Origin of the sequence: Lawsonibacter hominis (assembly GCF_014287895.1) — a bacterium.
In the GTDB taxonomy this organism is placed as follows: Bacteria; Bacillota; Clostridia; order Oscillospirales; family Oscillospiraceae; genus Lawsonibacter_A; species Lawsonibacter_A hominis.
Window position 1 is genome coordinate 50773 of record NZ_JACOPP010000005.1, and the last position, 19844, is coordinate 70616.

Here is a 19844-nt window from a genome sequence, read left to right on the forward strand (position 1 = left end):
GCCGCTTCACCCGTTCAGCAGATGGGACAGCGTGGCCAAAAACAGGGGAAAGTCAATGGGCTTTGCCACATGGGCGTCCATCCCGGCATCCAGCGCAGCCTGAACGTCCTCCGGAAAGGCGTTGGCGGTCATGGCGATGATGGGGATGCCTACGGCGTCGGACCGCTCCAGCGCCCGGATGGCGCGGGTCGCCTCGTACCCGTTCATTCCGGGCATTCGGATATCCATCAGGATCGCGTCGAACGTCCCCGGCGGGGCCTCGGTAAAGGCGCGTACCGTTTGGATGCCGTCCGCCTTTCGGATGGACTGGGCCCCATACATTTGAAGCAGTTCACAGAGGATCTCCGCGTTGATGAGATTGTCCTCTGCCACCAGGAAGTGGCGTCCGGCCAGGGCGGGTTCCGCGCCGCCCGCGGGAAGCTCCGGGACGGCGGAGAGAGGCGGCGCGGCGACTTCCCCTTCCAGCTCGACCCGGAAAACGCTTCCGCGGCGTACCTGGCTCTCCACGGAGATCGTGCCGCCCATCAGGTCGATCAGCCCTTTGGTGATGCTCAGCCCCAGCCCGGAACCCTCCACATGGGCGCTCCAGCGGCCGCGGGTAAAGGGTTCGAAGAGATGCTGCAGGAACGGTTCCGGCATCCCGATGCCCGTGTCCCGGACCGTGAAACGGTAACGGCAGCGTCCCTTCGGCCGGAGCGGAGGTACCTCCTCCACCTGGAAATCCACCTGTCCGCCCTCCGGCGTGAATTTGATGGCGTTGCCCAGAAGATTGATCAGGATCTGGTTGATCCGCAGCGCGTCCCCATAAAAATACGAGTGACGGATCGAGGCGCTGTGCAGGACGAAGTGCAGTCCTGCCGCCTGCGCCTGAGGTTCCAGCATGGCAAAAAGCTGCTCTACCAGGTCTGGGAGGGAGACCCGCGTGATGCTGAGGGCGAGTTTGGCGTGTTCGATCTTGTTCATATCCAGGATATCGTTGATCAAACTCAAAAGATGCTGGGAGGCGTGGTCGATCTTCCGCAGACAGTCTGCCACCCGCGTATGGTCGTCCAGATGAGCCGAAGCCAGAGCGGTCATCCCCATGATGGCGTTCATGGGGGTGCGGATGTCGTGGCTCATGGAAGAAAGAAACTCGCTTTTGGCCCGGTTGGCCGCCTCGGCCAGCGCAAGGGCTTTTTCCAGCTCGGCGTTGCTCCGGCGCTCGGCTGAGAGCATGTCCGTCACGTCCGCCCGGACCATGCACAGCGTTTTGCGGTTGGCGTCCCCCCACAAAACATTGATCTGCTTGTACCGAAGCCCGCCCTTGGTTTGGTAAGGCATGACGAAGTCGTAGCCCAGAGGAGTCCGGGCCAGTCTCTGCAGCAGGGGATCCAGCTGGAGCTGGCGTCTCACGGTCTCGCGTTCCGCGTCGGGGGCATGCGCGGTGAAAAAATGCTCCACCGCGCTGCTGTAATCCTCCAGAACCAGAGGCGGAAGGTTTTCCAATATCGTCTGACGGGTATACAGGGTAAGACGTCCCGTGTCAAGGCTGACCAGGGCCAGAAGCTCAAAGGTGTAGGCGATCACGTTGAGCAGGCCCTGCTGCTCCCGGACCGAATCCGAAATGTCGGTCCGGGCCAGACAGATCCGCTTCAGCCGCAGGTCGGCGGCAAAGACCGTCATGTTTTTGGTCAGAAGCGCGCCGCTTTCGCTCAAGATAGAATAGGGGAAGGAATAGGTGCCCTCCCGTTCCAGCCGGCCCAGCAGATAAGCCGGAGTCAGCATCTGTTCCGTGCGGGCCTGATCCTTGGGGAGTACCTGGTGGGCCAGCATATGCGCCACCTGCTCGGAATGGCAGCCACTGCGGGCGGAGAGATCGCTGGCGCTTTCGGCGGCGGTCAGGATGGTATAGCGGTCGTTTTGCAGATCCACGTCCGCTACCATATCATAGCTGGCCACCGAGAGCTGATGCAGAATGCGTTCGGATACCGTCTGTTCGGTGACGTCGGTGACGGTCAGAATACCGGTAAGGTCTCCCGTGTCCGGAGTCTCCACCAGATGGACCTTGAACTGGGCGTAACGTCCCTGGCGTTCCTGAGGAAACCGGATAAAGCAGGTGCGTACCAACTCCGTCTCTCCCCGGGCAAATGCCGCGCGGGCAGGCGCGTTCCGGTATGTATCCAGAAAGTCGCATCGCTCCTCGCCATCCATGATAAAGCGGGCCAATGCGCGAAACAGATCCTCGCGGGTCGGGCCTGTGGAGACGGACAGGCCGGCGTCCGTATAGTCGATGAGCTCTACAAGCCGGTCTTGGGTCAAATTGCAGTGACCTGCGATCAGGGTATTTGGGCCGGGGGTGCGGTAGTGCTGCAGGATCAGTTCGTTGTACTGCTGGCGAAGCCGTTCCTGCTCCTCGCGCTCCCGGGTGATATCGTGATAGCCGGCATAGATCCGGCGCTCGCCGTCGGAACTCTGGATCAGGGTGAGGTTGATTTTGACCCAGAGGTAGCCGCCGCCGCCGTTTTGCAGGCGGTATACGGCCTGGCAATGGCGGTTCCGGCTGGACAGAAAGTTGGAGGCCAGTTCCTCCAATCGGCCCAGATCGTCCGGATGCACCCCGGCCGTAGCGTCGTCCCGGTACAGCTGCCAGGCCTGCTCCGGCGTCATGCCGGTCATCGCGGCAAAGCCTTCGGACAGAAACTCCGGCGTCATATGCCCGTTCGGATGCAGACGCACCACGGCCACGCCGCCGGGCAGGTGCTTGAGTATCGTCTGAAAATATTGCTCCAGCCGGTCTTTTTCCCGCTGGGCGCGCACGGTCCACGTAACGTCCCGGACGTATTTCACGTAGGCCGGGATGCCGTACCAAACGGTCTCCCGGAAGCGGGTGCTGTAGAACCGGTTTCCAACCACCATCTCGTGGTCGACGCCATCCGGCGCGTGGCCCTGCAGCGTGCAGAACTCACAGGGAGAAGCGCGTCCGTGAAGGGCCGCATAGCATTTTTGACCGATGCAGATCTGACCGCTGCCGAACAGCCGCCGGGATTCGTTGACGTAGAGCAGGTCGTAATTTTCCCGGTCGATGACGTAGACACCGTCCGCCGCTTCGTTGGTGATGCTCTGAAACAGGCGGGTCTCCGGCGACATGCCGGTAAAGACCGCATAAAGGCGGATGCTTTCGGCCAGCGGGTCCAACCTGCGTGCGTTGAGATGGAGCCAGATCAGCTCGCCGTTTTTGTGGCGCATCCGATAGGAGATATCCAGCAGCTTGCCGTGTTCCAGCGTGTCCCTGGCGGCGGCCAAGACCCGGGGACGGTCGGATTCAAAGACTGTGCCCAGGGGATCCGCCCGGACCATTGCCGCAAATTCTTCACGCGTGTGCCCGGAGAGCGCGGGGACGCCGTCTGAAAAGAAGGTGGGGATCAGGCGTGTCCCCTCCAGCCGGTAGCTGGCGATACCGCCGGGAATGGAATTGACCAGATGATCCATCTCCAGCTGGGCTTCCTTCAGATCGGAGATGTTGTGGAGCACACAGTGGAGCAGAGGAAGCCCCCCCTCTTCGCCCAGCCATTTTACCAGGGCCCGGACCCATACGATGTGGCCGTCCCGGTGCAGCTTGCGAAACTCAAAGGTGGAGAGCTGATGGGTCTCGAGGACCATCCGGGCCTGAGCGATCACCATGGGGGCATCCTCCCGGTAAACCAGCTCCGTGGCATCCCGTTGGATGAGCTGGGCGTATTCCGCCGGAGTATGGCCGGTCAGGGCTGGAACGCCGTCGGAAAAGTACACGGCCTCGAAGCGGTCCGAGGCCCTGTAGATCACCACGCCGCCCGGAATGGCGTTGACGATGTCCTGGAGCTTTTCGCTGGCGCGCGTCAACTCCGGCTCCAGGTTCATCGTTGGGCTGATGTCGCTGTATATGCCGTACAAAAGCTGACTGCCATCCGGCTGGGACTTGACCGAGCCGTCCAGGCGGATCCGGCGGTACTCCTGCCTGCGGTCATTCCAGAGCCGGTAGGTATGCTGGAGGACGGCATTCCCCTGCCGGAGGGCGTCCTCCATGACCCGATAGAGGGCGGACCGATCTTCCGGGTGAACGCCCAGCACGCCGACCCGGTCCTCCAGCGCTTGGATATGCTCCTGACTGCAGCCGATGATCTCATAAAAAGCCGGGTTGCGGAACACCGGGATAAGCCGGGCGCCGTCGGACCGGTAGACGCACAGACCGCAGGGGATATTGCTGAAGATAGCCCAAAGCTCGGCCTGAAGGGCCTTGGACTGCTCCTCCTCCCGCTGCGTCTGCGTCACGTCCAGAATGTATTCGATGTAAGCGCTCCGGCCGGCCCAGTCGATCAGTTTGCCGCTGAACTGATACAGACGCTGTGTGTCTGGGTGGCGGAAGCGGCGCACCGGCAGCTCCGTGTCGCTCAGACGGTCGGCCTGGCAGAAGGGGCAGGGGGCGTCAAAGCCTGCGGCCTGATAACAGGTGATCCCCTGAAGGGTACCCTCGTGCGGAAAAAGCCGCTTTGCCAGCGCATTGGCATACAGCAGCTCCCGGCTGTCCGCCGCGCTGACGCAGATCGCCACGGGCGCGTGGTCCAGTACGGCGGACAACTGACCGGTGGAGGGGGCAGGAGAGACGCCTTGCTGCGTCATAGTTTGCGCACCTCTGCTTTCACCGCTCTGCTCAGAGCATACGATCCGAGCGAGCCTGACTGAGACTGTCCGGAGGGGTGGGCCTGGCTGGATGAGCCTTCCGCCCGGCGGCCGTTTGGATGCATCATGCGTGCGTTCCCGTCCACAGGCAGCAGCCGCCCTTCTGGTTCGACTTGGCACGGTACAGGGCCTCGTCGGCATAGGCGAGGGTCTCCGCCGTCAGGGTCTCCGCCCGGGTGCAGATGACCGCGCCGGCCGAGCAGGAGGCGGGGAAGGGGCCGCAGCCCTCCTCCTGCCGAAAGGCCCGGCAGATGGAGCAGCCCTTTTTGAGGGTGGTTTCCGGCGAGGGCATCTGCTTCATGACCACCACAAATTCGTCGCCGCCCAGGCGGACGAGAATGTCGCTGCCGCGGGTCTGCCTACGCAGCACGGAGGCGAAGCGTTTGAGGATCCGGTCCCCCTCCGCGTGGCCGAAGGTGTCGTTGATCTGCTTGAGATTATCCAGGTCGAACATGTAGACGGCCGCGGGCAAATCCTCCCGCCGCAGGGCCAGCGCCGCTGTGTGCAGGCCGCGGCGGTTGAGCAGGCCGGTCAGATAGTCCCGGCAGGCGGCATCCTCCAGCGCCCGTTCCCGCTCCCGGGAGGAGGTGACGCCCATCGCGCGCATGACCCGCTTCCACAGGCTCCTCTGCGTGTGCGGTTTGGCGGCGAAGTCGTCCGCGCCCTGTTCCAGGGCCCGTTCTTCCAGCCGGGCGTCTCCGGGAGCGGTGGCCACCACGGGGATCTTCCACACCGCCTTTTCCCGCTGGAGCACTTCCAGCACGGAAAACCCCTCGGCCCTGGGCAGAGTCAGGCTCAGAACAACGGCGGCGATCTGCTGTTCCCGGTGGGCGATACAGCCCATCGCCGTATGGCCGTCGGCGGCTTCAATCACATGATAGCTCTCTCCAAAGGTTTTGCGTACCTGGGAGCGGTAGGCCGCATCCTCGTCCGCCACCAACAGGATCTGGGTGCGGCGTTCCGAAGGAGCGGCGCTTGCAGCCGCGGGGGGCGGGGCCTCCTGCTGGTTGCGCAGCAGCGCCTCAAACGCGGAGCAGGGCATGGGCTTTGCAAAATAGTAGCCCTGTACGTAGTCGCAGCCGATCTCCTGCAAACGCTCCAGCTGCGCCCGGGTCTCCACGCCCTCGGCCACTACGCTCAGATTCATCCAGCGGGCCAGATCCATGATAAAGCGCAGGATCCCCTGATCCACGGGCTTGGCCGTCTCGCTCTGGATGAATTTCATATCCAGCTTCAGAATGTCCAGCGGCATCTGATTGAGCATATTCAGGGAGGAGTAGCCGCTTCCAAAGTCGTCCATTTCAATGACAAAGCCCAGCTCCCGCAGCCGGCGTACCGTGGCCGCCAGCTGGTCCGGATGCTCCGTGTAGGCGCTCTCCGTGATCTCCAGATGCAGGCTGGAGGCGGGAAGGCCGTATGCTTCAAGGGTGGCTGTCAAAAGCTCGATCAGATCCGCCTGATACACATCGGCCCGTGATACATTGACCGAGATGGAAAGCGGTACCCCGCCCGCGCCGCTCCACGCCTGCAGTACGGAACAGACCTTGTTCCACACATACTGGTCCAGCTTGGTAATAAAACCATTTTTTTCAAACAGAGGGATGAACTCCGACGGCAGCAGAAGGCCCCATTCCGGGTGCTGCCAGCGGACCAATGCCTCCGCCCCGGCCAGCCGGTCGTCCTTGATGTTGTATTTGGGCTGCAAATAGATCTGGAACTGATCCTGGGCAAGCGCCGCCTCCATGCTGTCCGTAATGGCCTGCTCCCGCAGAAGGGGACTGCGCAGAGCGTCGTCGTAGCGCGCGAAATGCTTCCCATACTGGCCCCGGATGCTGCGGGCGGCCAGCAGGGCCCGGTCGCACATATGCTCCACCGGCAGCGTCCGGTCCGTCACCGGATAGATGCCCCACTTCATGATCACGTTTTTGGCGTTGGAAAGGGTGTTGACCTGGGCGCCAAACCGGAGGAACAGCGTGTCGGTGTAGCACGCCTGACGCTTGAGCAGGCAGGCGAAGCGGTCCGCGTTGAAATGGCCGCAGATGCCCTGGTCTCCCACCAGGCCGGTATACAGCTCCGCCACGCCCCGCAGCAGGCAATCGCCGGTGGGGACGCCGAACATATCGTTGATCAGCTTAAAATTTTCAATGTCAGAGCAGATGATGTCGTATTCCTGTTCCGGGTGCAGCAGGAGCAGCTGCTTGACCTGCTGATAAAAAAATTCCTTGCTGTAGAGACCGGTCAGCCGGTCGTACTGCACCTGACAGATCATGGCGGAGGTCTCCCGCAGGCGGATGATGTTGGCGATCCGGTGCAGGATGACCTGAGGCCGGTAAGGTTTGACCACAAAATCCGCCGCGCCGCCGGAGAGAGCCGCTATCTCGGCGGCTTCGCTGTCCTGACGGGTGGTAACGATCACGGGGATGGAGGCGAGCGCCTGCTCCGCCTTTGCCTGGGCCAGAAACGCGCACCCGTCCATCCCGGGCAGGACCAGATCCAGCAGAATCAGCGCGATCTCATCCGGACGCTCCCGCAGTACGCCAAGCGCCTGGGCGCCGTTTTCCGTCTCGAGCACCCGATACTCCGGCGTGAGAATGGTACGGAGGTCGGCGCGGTTGACCGGATCGTCGTCTACGATCAGGATCTGTTTCTGCAGCGTCATGACGGAGCCTCCTTGTCCTCTGCGGGGATCCCCAATTTTGTTGTATCTCCTTCTGATTCTATCATACAAGCGGAGGCAGTGCAATATTTTGGTACATTTATGGTGCGGGCGCGTTCTCTGCCACGCTGGCTTTGTGCAAAAAGCGGAAATGGAGGGCCACGCCGATCAGCGCAAAAAAGCCCACATAGCCGCAGAGCGGGTAGACGTAGCTGACCACATTCTTAAAGCCGAAGATGCTCCCCACAAAGGCCAGGGCGCACAGCAGGGCCAGAAACCGCCGGGACAGCCGGCCGCCCAGCCGCACCTCCAGCCGGGAGGTGATACCGAACAGGCTGGACAGGGCGGCGGTAAACATGCCGCACAGCAGCAGCAGCGCATAGAGCACGCCGAGGGCGGGAAAGACCTGAGAGGCCAGAGCCAGCATCGGCAGTTCCGCATCCCCCACCAGGGCGCGGAAGAGGATCATGGGCAGCAGGATGCAGATGAAAATGACCGCCAGCAGGAGGCTGCCAAGCCCCAAGCCCCTGCGGATGGCGCGCGTATCCTCCATCTCCTGGGTCAGGGGGACCAGGATGGTAATGGCGGCCATCATATTGTAGGAGATAAAGGATACGGCGGAAAACAGCCAGTTGCCCAGCAGGGGGTTGCCGCTGGCGAAGGGGAGGGCGGGAAGCCCTTCCGTGGGCAGCCGGAGGACGGCAAGGGCGCCCACCACAACGGCGGCGCCCACCAGCAGGGGCACCACCACGCCAAAGGCGGCCACCAGTCCGGCCGCGCCGGTCACGGCTACCAGCAGCACGAGAAGCGTCATGGCCGCGTCGCCCAACAGGGCGGGGATACCGAACAGCTGCTCCAGCAGGGCGCCTGACCCGGCGATCATCCCCATCATGCAGCCGAACAGGAACAGGAGAAACACAGCGGAAAAAAAGCCGCGCAGGACGGGGTGCGTTCCGTGGAGGATGATTTTGTCAAAGGCTGTATATCCCGTGCGTTTGGCAATGTCCAGCACCATCCAGCCGAAGAGCCAGAAAGCCGCGATGGCCAGCACCATGCCTGCCAGGCCCCAGGCGCCGAACCGGCCGAAAAACTGCAGCAGCTCCTGCCCGGAGAGGAAGCCCGCTCCCAGGAAACTGCCCGTAAAAAGTACGGCGATCTGCATCGGCGTTATTTTTTTCTTCATGGATCTGCCTCCAAAACGCGGCGGGGGCAGGCCGCCGCCCTACTTCAAGTGGTTTCCCACGTAGGACGGGGCCTGCCCCCGCCGAAAGCGTTGCTTATACCCGCCCAATGTCGGTGCGGAACTGCATATCGGTAAAGGAAATCTCCTTTGCGGCGGCGTAAGCGGCCTGGATGGCGGCTTCCAGGTCCAGGCCCGTGGCAGTCACGCCCAGCACCCGCCCGCCGTTGGTCAGGACCGTGCCGTCCCCGCTCAGCCGGGTCCCCGCGTGGAAGACCACGGCGGACCGGCCGGCCTGTTCCAGACCGGAGATGGGGTACCCCTTCTGGTAAGCAGCGGGGTACCCGCCGGAAGCCAGCACCAGGCAGCAGGCCGCGCCGGACTTCCACCTGATATCCACTTTATCCAGCGTGCCCGTCCGACATGCCTGAAAAATTTCCAACAGGTCGCTTTCCAGCAGGGAGAGCACCGCCTGACACTCCGGGTCGCCAAAGCGGGCGTTGTATTCCACCACCTTGGGCCCGCTGGGGGTGAGCATCAGGCCGAAGTAGAGCACGCCCTGGAACGGCCGTCCCTCCGCCTGGAGCGCCGCAACGGTGGGCAGAAAGATCTCGTCCATACACCGCTGGGCCACCGCTTGCGTGTAGTTGGGAGAAGGGGAGATGGCGCCCATGCCGCCGGTGTTGGGACCTTGGTTTCCGTCAAAGGCCCGCTTGTGATCCTGACTAGAGGGCATGCACAGAAGATGCGCTCCGTCGCAGAACGCAAGCACCGTTACCTCAGGGCCGGTCATGCACTCCTCGATGACCAGCCTGGCGCCTGCGGCGCCGAACTTGCCGTCGCTCATCATCGCGCGCACCGCCGCCCTGGCCTCGTCCACCGTCTGGGCTACGATCACGCCCTTGCCCAGGGCCAGGCCGTCGGCCTTCACCACGATCGGGGCGCCCTCGGCCTCCACATAGGCCAGCGCCGCGTCCAGGCCGGTAAAGGCCTGGTATTTGGCGGTGGGGATGTGATACTTGGCCATCAGGTTCTTGGAAAAGATCTTGCTGGCCTCGATGACCGCGGCGTTTTTCCGGGGGCCAAAGGCGGGGATGCCGGCCGCCTCCAGTGCGTCCACCATGCCAAGGGCCAGCGGGTCGTCCGGAGCCACCACCACAAAATCCATCGCGTGTTCCCGGGCCCAGGCCACCATGGCCTCCACATCGGTGGCGGCGATGGGGACGCACTGGGCGATGGAGGCGATGCCGCCGTTGCCCGGGGCGCAGTAGAGTTCATGGACCGACGGGCTCTGCTTCAGCTTCCAGCAGATGGCGTGCTCCCGCCCGCCTCCGCCGACAACCAGTACTTTCATCATATAACCTCGCTTTGCGTGGAAGAATGTTCGCCTTCCCGCACAGGGGCGCGGGGGCGCAGACCGCCCGAAACGCCCCGCGGCACGGCGGTCTGGGATCGACAGGGGTCAAAGCCTTCGGGAACGCCCGGCGATCAGTGGTGGAACAGACGCATCCCGGTAAAGGCCATGACGATGCCGTACTTGTTGCAGGTGTCGATGACATGATCGTCCCGGATGCTCCCGCCGGGCTGGGCGATATACTGCACACCGCTCTTGCGGGCGCGTTCCACATTGTCGCCGAAGGGGAAGAAGGCGTCGCTGCCCACGCTGACCCCGGATTGGCGGGCGATCCATTCCTTCTTTTCCGCCGCAGTGAGCACCTCGGGCCTGGTTTTAAAGGTGTTCTGCCACACGCCGTCGGCCAGCACGTCCTCGTACTCGTCGGAGATGTAGACGTCGATGGCGTTGTCCCGGTCGGGCCGGCGGATCCCCTCCACAAAGGGGAGGGAGAGCACCTTGGGGTGCTGGCGCAGCAGCCAGTTGTCGGCTTTGTTGCCGGCCAGACGGGTGCAGTGGATGCGGCTTTGCTGGCCGGCGCCCACGCCGATGGCCTGGCCGTCCTTGGTGTAGCACACGGAGTTGGACTGGGTGTACTTCAGCGTGATCAGGGCCAGGACGAGATCACGCTTGGCCTGCCCGGGCAGGTCGCGGTTGTCCGTGACGAGGTTTTCCAGCAGGGCCTCGTTGATCTCAAAATGATTGCGGCCCTGCTCGAAGGTAATGCCGTACACGTCTTTGCGCTCAATGGAACGGGGCACGTAGTCCGGGTCCATCTGCACCACGTTATAGCCGCCTTTGCGCTTGCCCTTGAGGATCCTCAGCGCCTCGTCGGTATAGCCGGGGGCAATCACGCCGTCGGAGACCTCCATGGCCAGGTAGCGGGCGGTGGGCGCGTCGCACACATCGGAGAGCGCGGCCCAGTCGCCGTAGGAGCACAGCCGGTCGGCGCCGCGGGCCTTCACATAGGCGCAGGCGATGGGAGAAAGGTCCATATCCTCGGCAAAATAGATCTTCCGCTCCACGTCGCTGAGGGGGGTGCCCACAGCGGCCCCGGCGGGGGAGACATGCTTGAAGGACGCCGCGGAGGGCAGGCCGGTGGCGGCCTTGAGCTCCCGGACCAGCTGCCAGGAATTGAAGGCGTCCATAAAGTTGATATAGCCGGGCCTGCCGTTGAGGACCTTGATGGGAAGCTCGCCGGAGTCCATAAAGATACGGGCGGGCTTTTGGTTGGGGTTGCAGCCGTATTTCAATTCCAGTTCCGTCATGATTCGACCTCCATAATGCGGGCGGCCGCAGGCCGCCCCTGCCATATCGCGTGCAGCGGGGCGGCCTGCGGCCGCCCGCCGGACTTACGCGTGCTGATTGATGATGACGCTCTCCCAGGCACCCCGCTCCAGGTCGATATAGCGCACGAAGAGGGAGACCTTGTTGTCTTCGTTGAGGTTGTTCCACAGCAGATGGGCAAATTCCTGCGGCGTCTCGCTGGTGATGGCCACCTGCTCCGGCTCGCCCTCAAAAGAGGGGAGGGGATCGCCGTCGCCCAGGTAGGTATGGATAAAATGCCCCTGGCCGGCAATGGGGTTTTCGTAGGCGAAAAAGTACCGGCGGCAGGAGGACGCCTCGCCGTCCGCGCTTTTCAGAATGGACAGGGTATAGTCGCCATTGCCGTGCACCAGGCCGGAAATGCGGGGCGTGTAGTTGGGGCCGTCCGGCTCAAACGTGCGGGTATGCAGGGCCTGGGCAAAGGTCTTGCCCGCCGCCAGGCCCTCCCGGACGGTGTCGGTCTGGTCGCCGTTGGTGACGATGGTAGAGGTGCCGAAGACCCGCACCGGGGCGTAGATGATCAGGGACGGATCGGTCATTTTAGAGGGGTCAAAGGCCTGGGTACGGATGCCGTCGGGGGTCTCCACAAACACCCGGTTGCGGGAATTTTCGCTGCGGCCCATAATGAAATAGGCGATCACAGCCTTCGCCCCGTCGGGAGAGCGGCCCAGTACGATGCCCCGGCCGGGATAGGGATTGGTGCGCAGCAGCGCGGTCAGATCAAGCGTTTTCATTGCCAAACAGCTCCCTCGGTTATTTTGACGTGCCGCCCCTCCACGTGGAGGCGGCCCTCGCAGAACAGGGATACGGCCCGGGGCAGGATGCTCCACTCACACTGCTCCATGACCCGGCGCTGGAGCGTCTCCGGCGTGTCGTCCTCCCGGATGTCCACCGCCTTTTGCAGTACGATGGGACCGCCGTCCGGCTCCTCGTTGACGAAATGGACGGTGGCGCCGGTGACCTTGACGCCATAGTCCAGAGCTTTTTCGTGGACATGCAGGCCGTAATAGCCCGCGCCGCAGAAGGAAGGGATCAGGGCGGGATGGACGTTGAGAATGGCGTTGGGATAGGCCTGCACCATCTCCTCGGTGAGGATGTGCAGGAAGCCCGCCAGCACTACCAGGCCGATCTCCAGCCCGCGCAGCTGCTCCACCAGGGCGGCGGTCATCTCCCGGTTGGAGCCGTAGTCCTTCCGGGAGACCACATAGCCGGGGATACCGGCCCGGGCGGCCCGTTCCAGAGCAAAAGCGTCGGCGCGGGAGGAGATCACGGCGGCGATGACACCGTTTTTCAGCTCTCCCCGTCCCTGCGCGTCGATGAGCGCCTGGAGATTGGTGCCGCCTCCGGACACCAGCACGGCGATTCGTGTCATAGTGATACCTCGCAGAGTTTCCGCCGGAGGCGGAAATGAATTTCGAAGTCGTGCGCAGGCGGCGCGGACGCCCCCGCGGTCAGGAGGGCGCCTTCGCTGCCGCCCGGGCTCATACCAGCTCCACGCCCGCGTCGCCCTTGACCACGGAACCGATCACATAGGACTGCTCTCCGGCCCGGGCCAGCACGTCCAGGGCGTTGCCGATCTGGTCCTTGGGGATGGCGATGACCAGGCCGATGCCCATGTTGAAGGTGTTGTACATATCCCGCGCGGGGATGTCTCCGGCCTTTTGGATCAGTTCGAAGATCGGGGGCACCGGGAAAGAAGCGGTCTGGATCCGGGCGGTGAGCCCCTCCTTCATCATGCGGGGCACGTTCTCATACAGGCCGCCGCCGGTGATGTGGCTGACCGCCTTCACGTCCACCCCGTGCTGCCGCAGGCAGCGGATGGAGCGCACATAGATGTGGGTGGGACGCAGCAGCTCCTCTCCCAGCGTATGGCCCAGATCGGACACGTAGGTCTCCAGGGGCTTGGCGTCGTCGGCAATGCCGAAGACCTTGCGCACCAGGGAAAAACCGTTGGAGTGCACGCCGTTGGAGCCCAGGCCGATGAGCAGGTCCCCCTCCTGCAGCGTGGAGCCGTCGATCATTTTGGCCTGATCCACCAGACCAACGGAGAAGCCGGCCAGATCGTATTCCTGTTCCGGGTAGAAGCCGGGCATCTCGGCGGTCTCGCCGCCCACCAGGGCGCAGCCCGCCTGGCGGCAGCCTTCGGTGACGCCGGAAACGATGGCCTCGATGCGGCTGGGCAGGTTCTTGCCCACGGCCAGATAATCCAGGAAAAACAGGGGCATGGCCCCGGCGCAGATGATATCGTTGACGCACATGGCCACACAGTCGATGCCCACGGTGTCGTGCTTGTCCATCAGAAAGGCGATCTTCAGCTTGGTGCCCACGCCGTCCGTGCCGGAGACCAAAAGGGGCTTATCCATGCCCGCGCAGTTGGGGGCAAACAGACCGCCGAAGCCGCCCAGGGTGCCCATGACGCCGGGAATATAGGTGGATTCGACCAGGGGCTTGATGCGGTTGACCGCCTCGTAACCGGCGGTCACGTCCACGCCGGCGGCGGCGTAGGATTCAGAATGAGAATTCTTCATACAGACCTCCATTTTCCAAAGAAGTCCGAAGCAGGACATATGCCTGCGAAGGACGCCTTAACTTGTGGCCGCGGCGGCCACAGCAGCCGTGCCTGACACGGACGCGGGAGCGGCGCCTTCCCATCCGGAAAGGACGGCGGCCCCGGAAACGGTTATTCCGCTCCGCTCCAGCAATAGGTGCAGATCTTGTCGCGGTCGATGCCGATGGCCTCCAGCAGGCCGTCCAGGGACTGGTAGCCCAGCGAATCGAAGCCCAGCTTCTCACAGATGGACCGGAGCATACATCTGCCCCGCTCGGTGGAAGCGTCGGCGTACTCGTCCAGATGCGCCTGCCCCTCGTCCCCCTCCAGCTCCTGTACCGTCTTGCGGGCCAGAAGCTCCATATCGGAGTTGCTGCGGGAGAAGTTCAGATACTTGCAGCCATACATGATGGGGGGGCAGGCCGAGCGCATGTGGACCTCCTCGGCCCCGGACTCGTACAGGAACTCAACGGTCTCCCGCAGCTGCGTGCCGCGGACGATGGAATCGTCCACAAAGAGGAGCTTCTTGCCCTGGATCAGCTCAGGCACGGGGATCTGCTTCATTTTGGCCACCTGGTTGCGCACCTCCTGATTGGCGGGCATAAAGGAGCGGGGCCAGGTGGGCGTGTACTTGACGAAGGGGCGGGCGAAGGGCTTGCCGCTGCGGTTGGCAAAGCCGATGGCGTGGGGCACGCCCGAGTCGGGTACGCCGGCTACAAAGTCCACCTTGGGCAGCTGGCCCTTCTGGATCTCGTCCCGGGCCATGATCTCGCCGTTGCGGTAGCGCATGACCTCCACGTTCATGCCCTCGTAATTGGAATTGGGGTAGCCGTAATAGGTCCACAGGAAGGCGCAGATCTTCATCTGCTCGCCGGCGGGGGAGAGGGTCTCCCATCCCTCCGGCGTCAGGCGCACGATCTCACGGGGCCCCAGCTCATAAGCGTCCTGATAGCCCAGCTTATGATAGGCGAAGGATTCGAAGGAGACGCAGCAGCCCTCCTCGTTCTGGCCCACCAGTACGGGCAGACGGCCCAGCCGGTCCCGGGCGGCGATGATGGCGTCGGGGGTAAGCACGAGAATGGTGCAGGAGCCGTCGATCGCCTCCTGCGCGTGGCGGATACCGGAGACCAGGTCGCTTTTCTGGTTGATGAGGGCGGCGGTGAGTTCGGTGGAATTGACCTTGCCCGAACTCATGGCCATGAACTGGTGGCCGTGGTCGGAAAAATACGTCTCCACCAGAGTGTCGGCATTGTTGATGATACCCACGGTGGTGATGGCGTACAGCCCCAGGTGGGAGCGCACCAGCAGCGGCTGAGGATCGGTGTCGCTGATGCAGCCGATGCCCGCGCAGCCCCGGAATTCCCCCAGATCCCCTTCAAATTTGGTGCGGAAGGGGGTGTTCTCAATGTTGTGGATCTGCCGCTGAAAGCCGGCCTCGCGGTCGTAAACCGCCATGCCGCCCCGGCGGGTGCCCAGATGGGAGTGATAGTCGGTGCCGAAGAATAGGTCCAGCACGCAGTCGCGCTTGGAGACAGCGCCGAAAAATCCACCCATGGCCTACTCCACGCCGGTCAGGCGGCGCATGACCTCCTCGTAGGCCTCCTCCGCGCCGCCCAGATCCCGGCGGAAGCGGTCCTTGTCCAGCTTCTCATGGGTCTTCTCATCCCACAGGCGGCAGGTGTCGGGGCTGATCTCGTCGGCCAATACGATCTGGCCGTCGGCGGTCCTGCCGAATTCCAGCTTGAAATCCACCAGGTCGATGCCGATCTCCTTCATGAACCCTTTCAGCAGTTCGTTGACGGTAAAGGCGTAGTTCTTGATGAGCGCGATCTCCTCGGCGGTGGCCAGCTTGAGGGCCAGGGCGTGATAGGTGTTGATGAGCGGATCGCCCAGGTCGTCGTTTTTATAGGAAAACTCAATGGTGGGAGCGTCAAATACAATGCCCTCCTCCACGCCGTAGCGCTTGGCGAAGGAGCCGGCCGAGAGGTTGCGGATGATGACCTCCAGCGGCACGATGGAGACTTTCTTCACGGCGGTTTCGCGGTCGCTGAGCTCCTCCACCAGGTGGGTGGGCACACCCTTGGCCTCCAGCCGGCGCATCAGGTTGTTCGTCATGCGGTTGTTGATGGCGCCCTTGCCGGTGATGGTGCCCTTTTTCAGGCCGTTGAAGGCGGTGGCGTCGTCCTTGTAGGAGACGATGACCACGTTGGGGTCCTGGGTGGCGTAGACCTTCTTGGCCTTCCCCTCGTAGAGCTGCTCTTTCTTCTCGTAAGCCATGCTAAAATTCCTCCATCTGAATTTTTTGATCTTTATCCATAACTTCCAGAGCCATATCGGTCTTGAATTGGGAGAGCGTTCCGGACAGGCCGTCGTCGGAGAGCGCCAGCATCTGGGCGGCCAGGATCGCGGCGTTGTCCGCCCCGTCCACGGCCACGCAGGCCACCGGGATGCCCTTGGGCATCTGCACCATGGACAAAAGAGAGTCCAGCCCCCCCATCATGGAGGTCTTGATGGGCACGCCGATGACGGGCAGGGTGGTATAGGCGGCCAGGACCCCCGCCAGATGGGCGGCTTTACCGGCGGCGGCTATGATGACGCCGAAGCCCTTCTCCCGTGCGGAAGAGGCGAACTGCTCCGCGGCGGCGGGCGTGCGGTGGGCGGAGATGACGTGTACCTCAAAGGGGACGCCGAACGCCTTCAGGCGTTTCATGCAGGCGCGCATGGTATCCAGGTCGCTGTCCGAGCCCATGACGACGGCAACTTTTTTGCTCATACAGATCCTCCAGTCTTAAAATGCCAAACGATTTTTGAGGAAAAGAAAAAATAAATCAGGGTATCCATGATAAGGATACCCTGATGGGTTACCGTTCAAAATTGGACAGGCTGGCACAACGACCGCAGCGGGCCGCAGAGCGCGTCATGTGCACCGCCGCCATCCAAGTACCCCCTCGTCTTCTATCTGCCTACAATATATCGGATTTGCCGGGGGTTTGCAAGGGCGAAAATCGAATTTCGTAGGCTTAGACAACTTCCGGGAGCAAAAAGGGAAGGGGGATTGTAAAGTGTGTGTCAGGCGGAGACAAAGAATGCTTCAGCGCAGCCGCCCGTCGGTGCCCACCACCACGGTGCGCAGAGGGATGTCCCGGCCGCTGCGCGCCACCGCCGTTTCGGCGGCGCGCTGGATGCCGCCGCAGCAGGGAACCTCCATCCGCGCTACCGTGACGCTTTTGACCTCGTTGGCAGCCAGGATGGCGGCCAGCTTTTCGGTGTAATCCCCCTCGTCCAGCTTGGGGCAGCCGATCAGGGTCACCCGTCCGGCAATGAAGTCCCGGTGGAACGCGCCGTAGGCGTAGGCGGTGCAGTCGGCGGCAATCAGCAGGTCGCAGCCGTCAAAATAAGGGGCGTTTACCGGCGCCAGTTTGATCTGTACCGGCCACTGGCGCAGCTGGCTGGGCATTTCGCCGGCGGGGGCGGGGGCGCCGTCCCGGCGCAGGGCGCGGCTCTGACTGCCGGGGCAGCCGCAGGGCGGCACGCCGGCGGACCGGGCCGCCTTGGCCGCCAGCACGGCGGCATGGTCGTAGGCGGGCGCCTCCCGCTCCTCAAACGTAATGGCCCCGGTGGGGCAGGCGGGCAGACAGTCGCCCAGACCGTCGCAGTAATCCTCGCGGGTGAGGCGGGCCTTGCCGCCCACCATCTGGATCGCCCCCTCGTGGCAGGCGGAGGCGCAGGCGCCGCAGCCGTTGCAGAGCTCCGGGTCGATTTTGATGATTTTGCGTTTCATGGGGATTCCTCCTTGCTTTTGTAAGGAGAGTATACTATACTGAGGTCGAGTTGTATGTTGCATCTGCAACGAATGGAGGGAAAAACATGCGCCAGTATCTGCCGGTGCTGCGCCGGGTGCCCCTGTTCGCGGGGCTGGAGGAGGAGCAGCTGATGGAGGCCCTGGAGTGCCTGGCCGCCCGTGTGAAGTGCGCGGCGAAAGCAGCGGCGGTGTTCCGGGCGGGGGAGAAGGCCGCGGCGCTGGGCTGCGTACTGTCCGGCGGGGTGCAGGTGTGCCGGGAGGACGCGTCCGGCGAGCGGATCGTCCTGGCGGGGCTGGAGGCGGGGGAGCTCTTTGGAGAAGCCTACGCCTTTGCGCAGGACAACACTCTGGCGGTGTCGGTCTATGCGCTCGAACCCACCACCGTCCTGCTGGTGCCCGCACGCCGCCTGCTGGAGCCCTGCCAGCGGGCGTGTCCCTTTCATGCCCGGCTGATCCGCAATTTAGTGACGCTGCTGGCGGAAAAGAATCTACAGCTTTCCCGGAATATTCGGTATCTGTCCGCCCGCACCATCCGGGAAAAGCTGACGGCCTATCTGGAGGAGCAGGCGCTCCGCGCCGGACAGGACAGCTTTACCGTTCCCTTTGACCGCCAGGCCCTGGCGGACTACCTGTGCGTGGACCGCAGCGCCCTGTCAAGGGAGCTGGGGCGTATGCGCTCGGAGGGACTGCTGGAGTTCGAACGCAGCCGCTTCACCTTGCATCCCGGGCGATAAAAACGGCCGCACGGTTTCCGTGCGGCCGTTTTTATCGGTGATGTCAGTCCCTGAGATACTGCTTTACCAGTTCCTGCAGCAGCTCGTCCCGATCCAGCTTGCGGATCAGGGCGCGGGCGTTGTTGTAGTTGGTGATATAGGTGGGGTCCTCCGAGAGGATGTATCCCACGATCTGATTGATGGGATTATAGCCCTTTTCCTGCAAAGAGCTGTATACGCAACTCAGGATCTCCTTGATCTCAGGGTCCTTTTCGTTTTGAATGCTGAATTTCCGGGTGTAATCCATCTCCACGCGGCACACCTCCTCGTTTGTTTCTGGTCCCATTGTAGCTGAATTCAGAGCGGCTGTAAAGGGAAAACCGTGAAATTTTATGAAGAATTAAGCTTTCACCAGCCCAGACGGATGCGCCCCTCGGGGCAGCGCGCGGCGCACAATCCGCAGCCGCGGCAGAGCCGCGGGTCAAGGACCCAGCCCTCCGGACGGCGGGAGAGCGCTCCGTAGATGCACCCGGCGCTGCACAGGCCGCATTCTGTGACGGGACAGGGCGTCTCCAGATGGGCGGTCAGGGGCTGTGGGTCGATGTCCTCAAAGGGCGTCAGGCTGGGCAGGGCCGCCCCCCGCAGCTGCTCCGGCGAAGCGATGCCGTGGGCGTCCATCCAAGCCGTCAGCTCCCTTACGATACGGGTGATGGCGGGATACCCCTCCAGCTGGAGGACGGTGCCTACCTGGACGGCCTGAGCGCCCAGCATCAAAAATTCCAATACCTGCTCGCCGGTCTCGATCCCCCCAACGCTGCACAGCGGAAGCGGGGAGTACTGCTTCAGGATGGCGGCTGCGGCCAGGGCCACCGGGCGGATGGAGGGGCCGCTGTAGCCGCCGTAAGTAGGCATACGGGGACGGCGGGCGTCCAGGTCCACGCCCTGAATGCCCCGAAGGGCGTCAATGGCGCTCACTCCGGCGGCGCCCGCCTCCCGGATGGCCTGAAGAAAGGCGGGAGAGGAGGCGGCTTCGTAGGAGAGCTTGACCATGACGGGCACGTCCACCGCCAGGGCCGCCGCCCGGACGAACTCCCGCACCTGGTCGGGATCGCTGCTCCGGGCCGGGGTACGGGTACCGATGGGGGCGGATATGCTGATCTCCACGGCATGGGCGCCCATGCGCTCCATCCGGGCGGCCAGATAGGCCAGCTCGGACGGGGAGGTGGCCCAGATGCTGGCGATGAGGCGGCACTGGCCCAGCCGCACTTGCTCCAGCTCCCCCTCCCACTGTTCCAGATGCAGGTCGGAATAGAGCTTGGTGTTGAACAGCCGGCCCCGGTCGTAGTAGAGCCGGGGGCGCAGGACCGGATTGGCCTCCAGGGTGATGGTCTCGGTAACCACCGCCGCCGCCCCGGCGTCCACGCAGCGCTGGATGGAAGCGCCGTCCCGGGCCCAGGGCCCGGCAGCCACGATGACGGGATGCTTGAGCGAAAGTCCCATGAATTCTACGGAACATGACATGCCATACCCC

15 protein-coding genes are annotated in these 19844 nt (G+C 63.3%); 1 reads left to right on the forward strand and 14 read right to left on the reverse strand.

Annotation, left to right across the window (positions count from 1 at the left end; genetic code table 11):
• Positions 1-6: 6 nt before the first annotated feature.
• The 12 genes from H8S57_RS05380 to H8S57_RS05435 all read right to left on the reverse strand — a co-directional run bounded on the left by H8S57_RS05380 (position 7) and on the right by H8S57_RS05435 (position 17579).
• Positions 7-4635 carry a PAS domain-containing protein gene (locus H8S57_RS05380; protein ID WP_186907056.1) on the reverse strand — a complete coding sequence of 1543 codons (4629 nt, stop codon included), beginning with the start codon at positions 4633-4635 and terminating at the stop codon, positions 7-9.
• Between the two features lie 124 nt (positions 4636-4759).
• Complete coding sequence (locus H8S57_RS05385; RefSeq protein ID WP_186907057.1) at positions 4760-7354, reverse strand: EAL domain-containing protein; 2595 nt, start codon at positions 7352-7354, stop codon at positions 4760-4762.
• Between the two features lie 97 nt (positions 7355-7451).
• Positions 7452-8534: a YkvI family membrane protein gene (locus tag H8S57_RS05390; protein ID WP_186907058.1), complete on the reverse strand. Its 1083-nt coding sequence runs from the start codon at positions 8532-8534 to the stop codon at positions 7452-7454.
• A 94-nt stretch (positions 8535-8628) separates the two neighbouring features.
• The gene (gene purD / locus H8S57_RS05395; RefSeq protein WP_186907059.1) at positions 8629-9885 is read right to left on the reverse strand and encodes a phosphoribosylamine--glycine ligase; all 1257 of its coding nucleotides are present in this window, start codon (positions 9883-9885) and stop codon (positions 8629-8631) included.
• 134 nt (positions 9886-10019) lie between these two features.
• Positions 10020-11192: a phosphoribosylaminoimidazolecarboxamide formyltransferase gene (locus H8S57_RS05400; protein ID WP_186907060.1), complete on the reverse strand. Its 1173-nt coding sequence runs from the start codon at positions 11190-11192 to the stop codon at positions 10020-10022.
• A gap of 84 nt (positions 11193-11276) precedes the next feature.
• Positions 11277-11984: an IMP cyclohydrolase gene (locus H8S57_RS05405; protein ID WP_186907061.1), complete on the reverse strand. Its 708-nt coding sequence runs from the start codon at positions 11982-11984 to the stop codon at positions 11277-11279.
• Positions 11981-12622, reverse strand: a complete 642-nt coding sequence (gene purN, locus H8S57_RS05410; protein WP_186907062.1) for a phosphoribosylglycinamide formyltransferase — start codon at positions 12620-12622, stop codon at positions 11981-11983. The genes H8S57_RS05405 and purN overlap by 4 nt, the downstream gene beginning before the upstream one ends.
• 109 nt (positions 12623-12731) lie before the next feature.
• The gene (gene purM / locus H8S57_RS05415; RefSeq protein WP_186907063.1) at positions 12732-13778 is read right to left on the reverse strand and encodes a phosphoribosylformylglycinamidine cyclo-ligase; all 1047 of its coding nucleotides are present in this window, start codon (positions 13776-13778) and stop codon (positions 12732-12734) included.
• A 152-nt stretch (positions 13779-13930) separates the two neighbouring features.
• Positions 13931-15352 (reverse strand): amidophosphoribosyltransferase, encoded by a 1422-nt coding sequence (locus H8S57_RS05420; protein WP_186907064.1) that lies wholly within the window; start codon positions 15350-15352, stop codon positions 13931-13933.
• 3 nt (positions 15353-15355) lie between these two features.
• Positions 15356-16075, reverse strand: coding sequence for a phosphoribosylaminoimidazolesuccinocarboxamide synthase (purC, locus tag H8S57_RS05425; protein WP_186907065.1), 720 nt, complete (start codon positions 16073-16075; stop codon positions 15356-15358).
• Between the two features lies 1 nt (position 16076).
• The gene (gene purE, locus H8S57_RS05430) at positions 16077-16571 is read right to left on the reverse strand and encodes a 5-(carboxyamino)imidazole ribonucleotide mutase (protein WP_186907066.1); all 495 of its coding nucleotides are present in this window, start codon (positions 16569-16571) and stop codon (positions 16077-16079) included.
• A gap of 318 nt (positions 16572-16889) precedes the next feature.
• A complete protein-coding gene (locus H8S57_RS05435) occupies positions 16890-17579 on the reverse strand; it encodes an ATP-binding protein (RefSeq protein ID WP_186907067.1) in 690 nt (229 codons plus the stop codon).
• An 86-nt stretch (positions 17580-17665) separates the two neighbouring features.
• Between H8S57_RS05435 and H8S57_RS05440 the strand changes: the two genes are divergently transcribed.
• Positions 17666-18334 (forward strand): Crp/Fnr family transcriptional regulator, encoded by a 669-nt coding sequence (locus H8S57_RS05440; protein ID WP_186907068.1) that lies wholly within the window; start codon positions 17666-17668, stop codon positions 18332-18334.
• A gap of 43 nt (positions 18335-18377) precedes the next feature.
• On the opposite strand, the gene H8S57_RS05445 is transcribed toward H8S57_RS05440, so the two are convergent.
• Positions 18378-18659 (reverse strand): IreB family regulatory phosphoprotein, encoded by a 282-nt coding sequence (locus tag H8S57_RS05445; RefSeq protein WP_243204709.1) that lies wholly within the window; start codon positions 18657-18659, stop codon positions 18378-18380.
• A 62-nt stretch (positions 18660-18721) separates the two neighbouring features.
• The gene (locus tag H8S57_RS05450; protein ID WP_207723710.1) at positions 18722-19834 is read right to left on the reverse strand and encodes a dihydroorotate dehydrogenase; all 1113 of its coding nucleotides are present in this window, start codon (positions 19832-19834) and stop codon (positions 18722-18724) included.
• Positions 19835-19844: the final 10 nt, after the last annotated feature.

Excerpts from the sequence above, each read along its gene's own strand:
- H8S57_RS05380 (WP_186907056.1), bottom strand. The coding sequence starts at position 4,635 with ATGACGCAGCAAGGCGTCTCTCCTGCCCCCTCCACCGGTCAGTTGTCC.
- H8S57_RS05385 (WP_186907057.1), bottom strand. The coding sequence starts at position 7,354 with ATGACGCTGCAGAAACAGATCCTGATCGTAGACGACGATCCGGTCAAC.
- H8S57_RS05390 (WP_186907058.1), bottom strand. The coding sequence starts at position 8,534 with ATGAAGAAAAAAATAACGCCGATGCAGATCGCCGTACTTTTTACGGGC.
- purD (WP_186907059.1), bottom strand. The coding sequence starts at position 9,885 with ATGAAAGTACTGGTTGTCGGCGGAGGCGGGCGGGAGCACGCCATCTGC.
- H8S57_RS05400 (WP_186907060.1), bottom strand. The coding sequence starts at position 11,192 with ATGACGGAACTGGAATTGAAATACGGCTGCAACCCCAACCAAAAGCCC.
- H8S57_RS05405 (WP_186907061.1), bottom strand. The coding sequence starts at position 11,984 with ATGAAAACGCTTGATCTGACCGCGCTGCTGCGCACCAATCCCTATCCC.
- purN (WP_186907062.1), bottom strand. The coding sequence starts at position 12,622 with ATGACACGAATCGCCGTGCTGGTGTCCGGAGGCGGCACCAATCTCCAG.
- purM (WP_186907063.1), bottom strand. The coding sequence starts at position 13,778 with ATGAAGAATTCTCATTCTGAATCCTACGCCGCCGCCGGCGTGGACGTG.
- H8S57_RS05420 (WP_186907064.1), bottom strand. The coding sequence starts at position 15,352 with ATGGGTGGATTTTTCGGCGCTGTCTCCAAGCGCGACTGCGTGCTGGAC.
- purC (WP_186907065.1), bottom strand. The coding sequence starts at position 16,075 with ATGGCTTACGAGAAGAAAGAGCAGCTCTACGAGGGGAAGGCCAAGAAG.
- purE (WP_186907066.1), bottom strand. The coding sequence starts at position 16,571 with ATGAGCAAAAAAGTTGCCGTCGTCATGGGCTCGGACAGCGACCTGGAT.
- H8S57_RS05435 (WP_186907067.1), bottom strand. The coding sequence starts at position 17,579 with ATGAAACGCAAAATCATCAAAATCGACCCGGAGCTCTGCAACGGCTGC.
- H8S57_RS05440 (WP_186907068.1), top strand. The coding sequence starts at position 17,666 with ATGCGCCAGTATCTGCCGGTGCTGCGCCGGGTGCCCCTGTTCGCGGGG.
- H8S57_RS05445 (WP_243204709.1), bottom strand. The coding sequence starts at position 18,659 with ATGGGACCAGAAACAAACGAGGAGGTGTGCCGCGTGGAGATGGATTAC.
- H8S57_RS05450 (WP_207723710.1), bottom strand. The coding sequence starts at position 19,834 with ATGTCATGTTCCGTAGAATTCATGGGACTTTCGCTCAAGCATCCCGTC.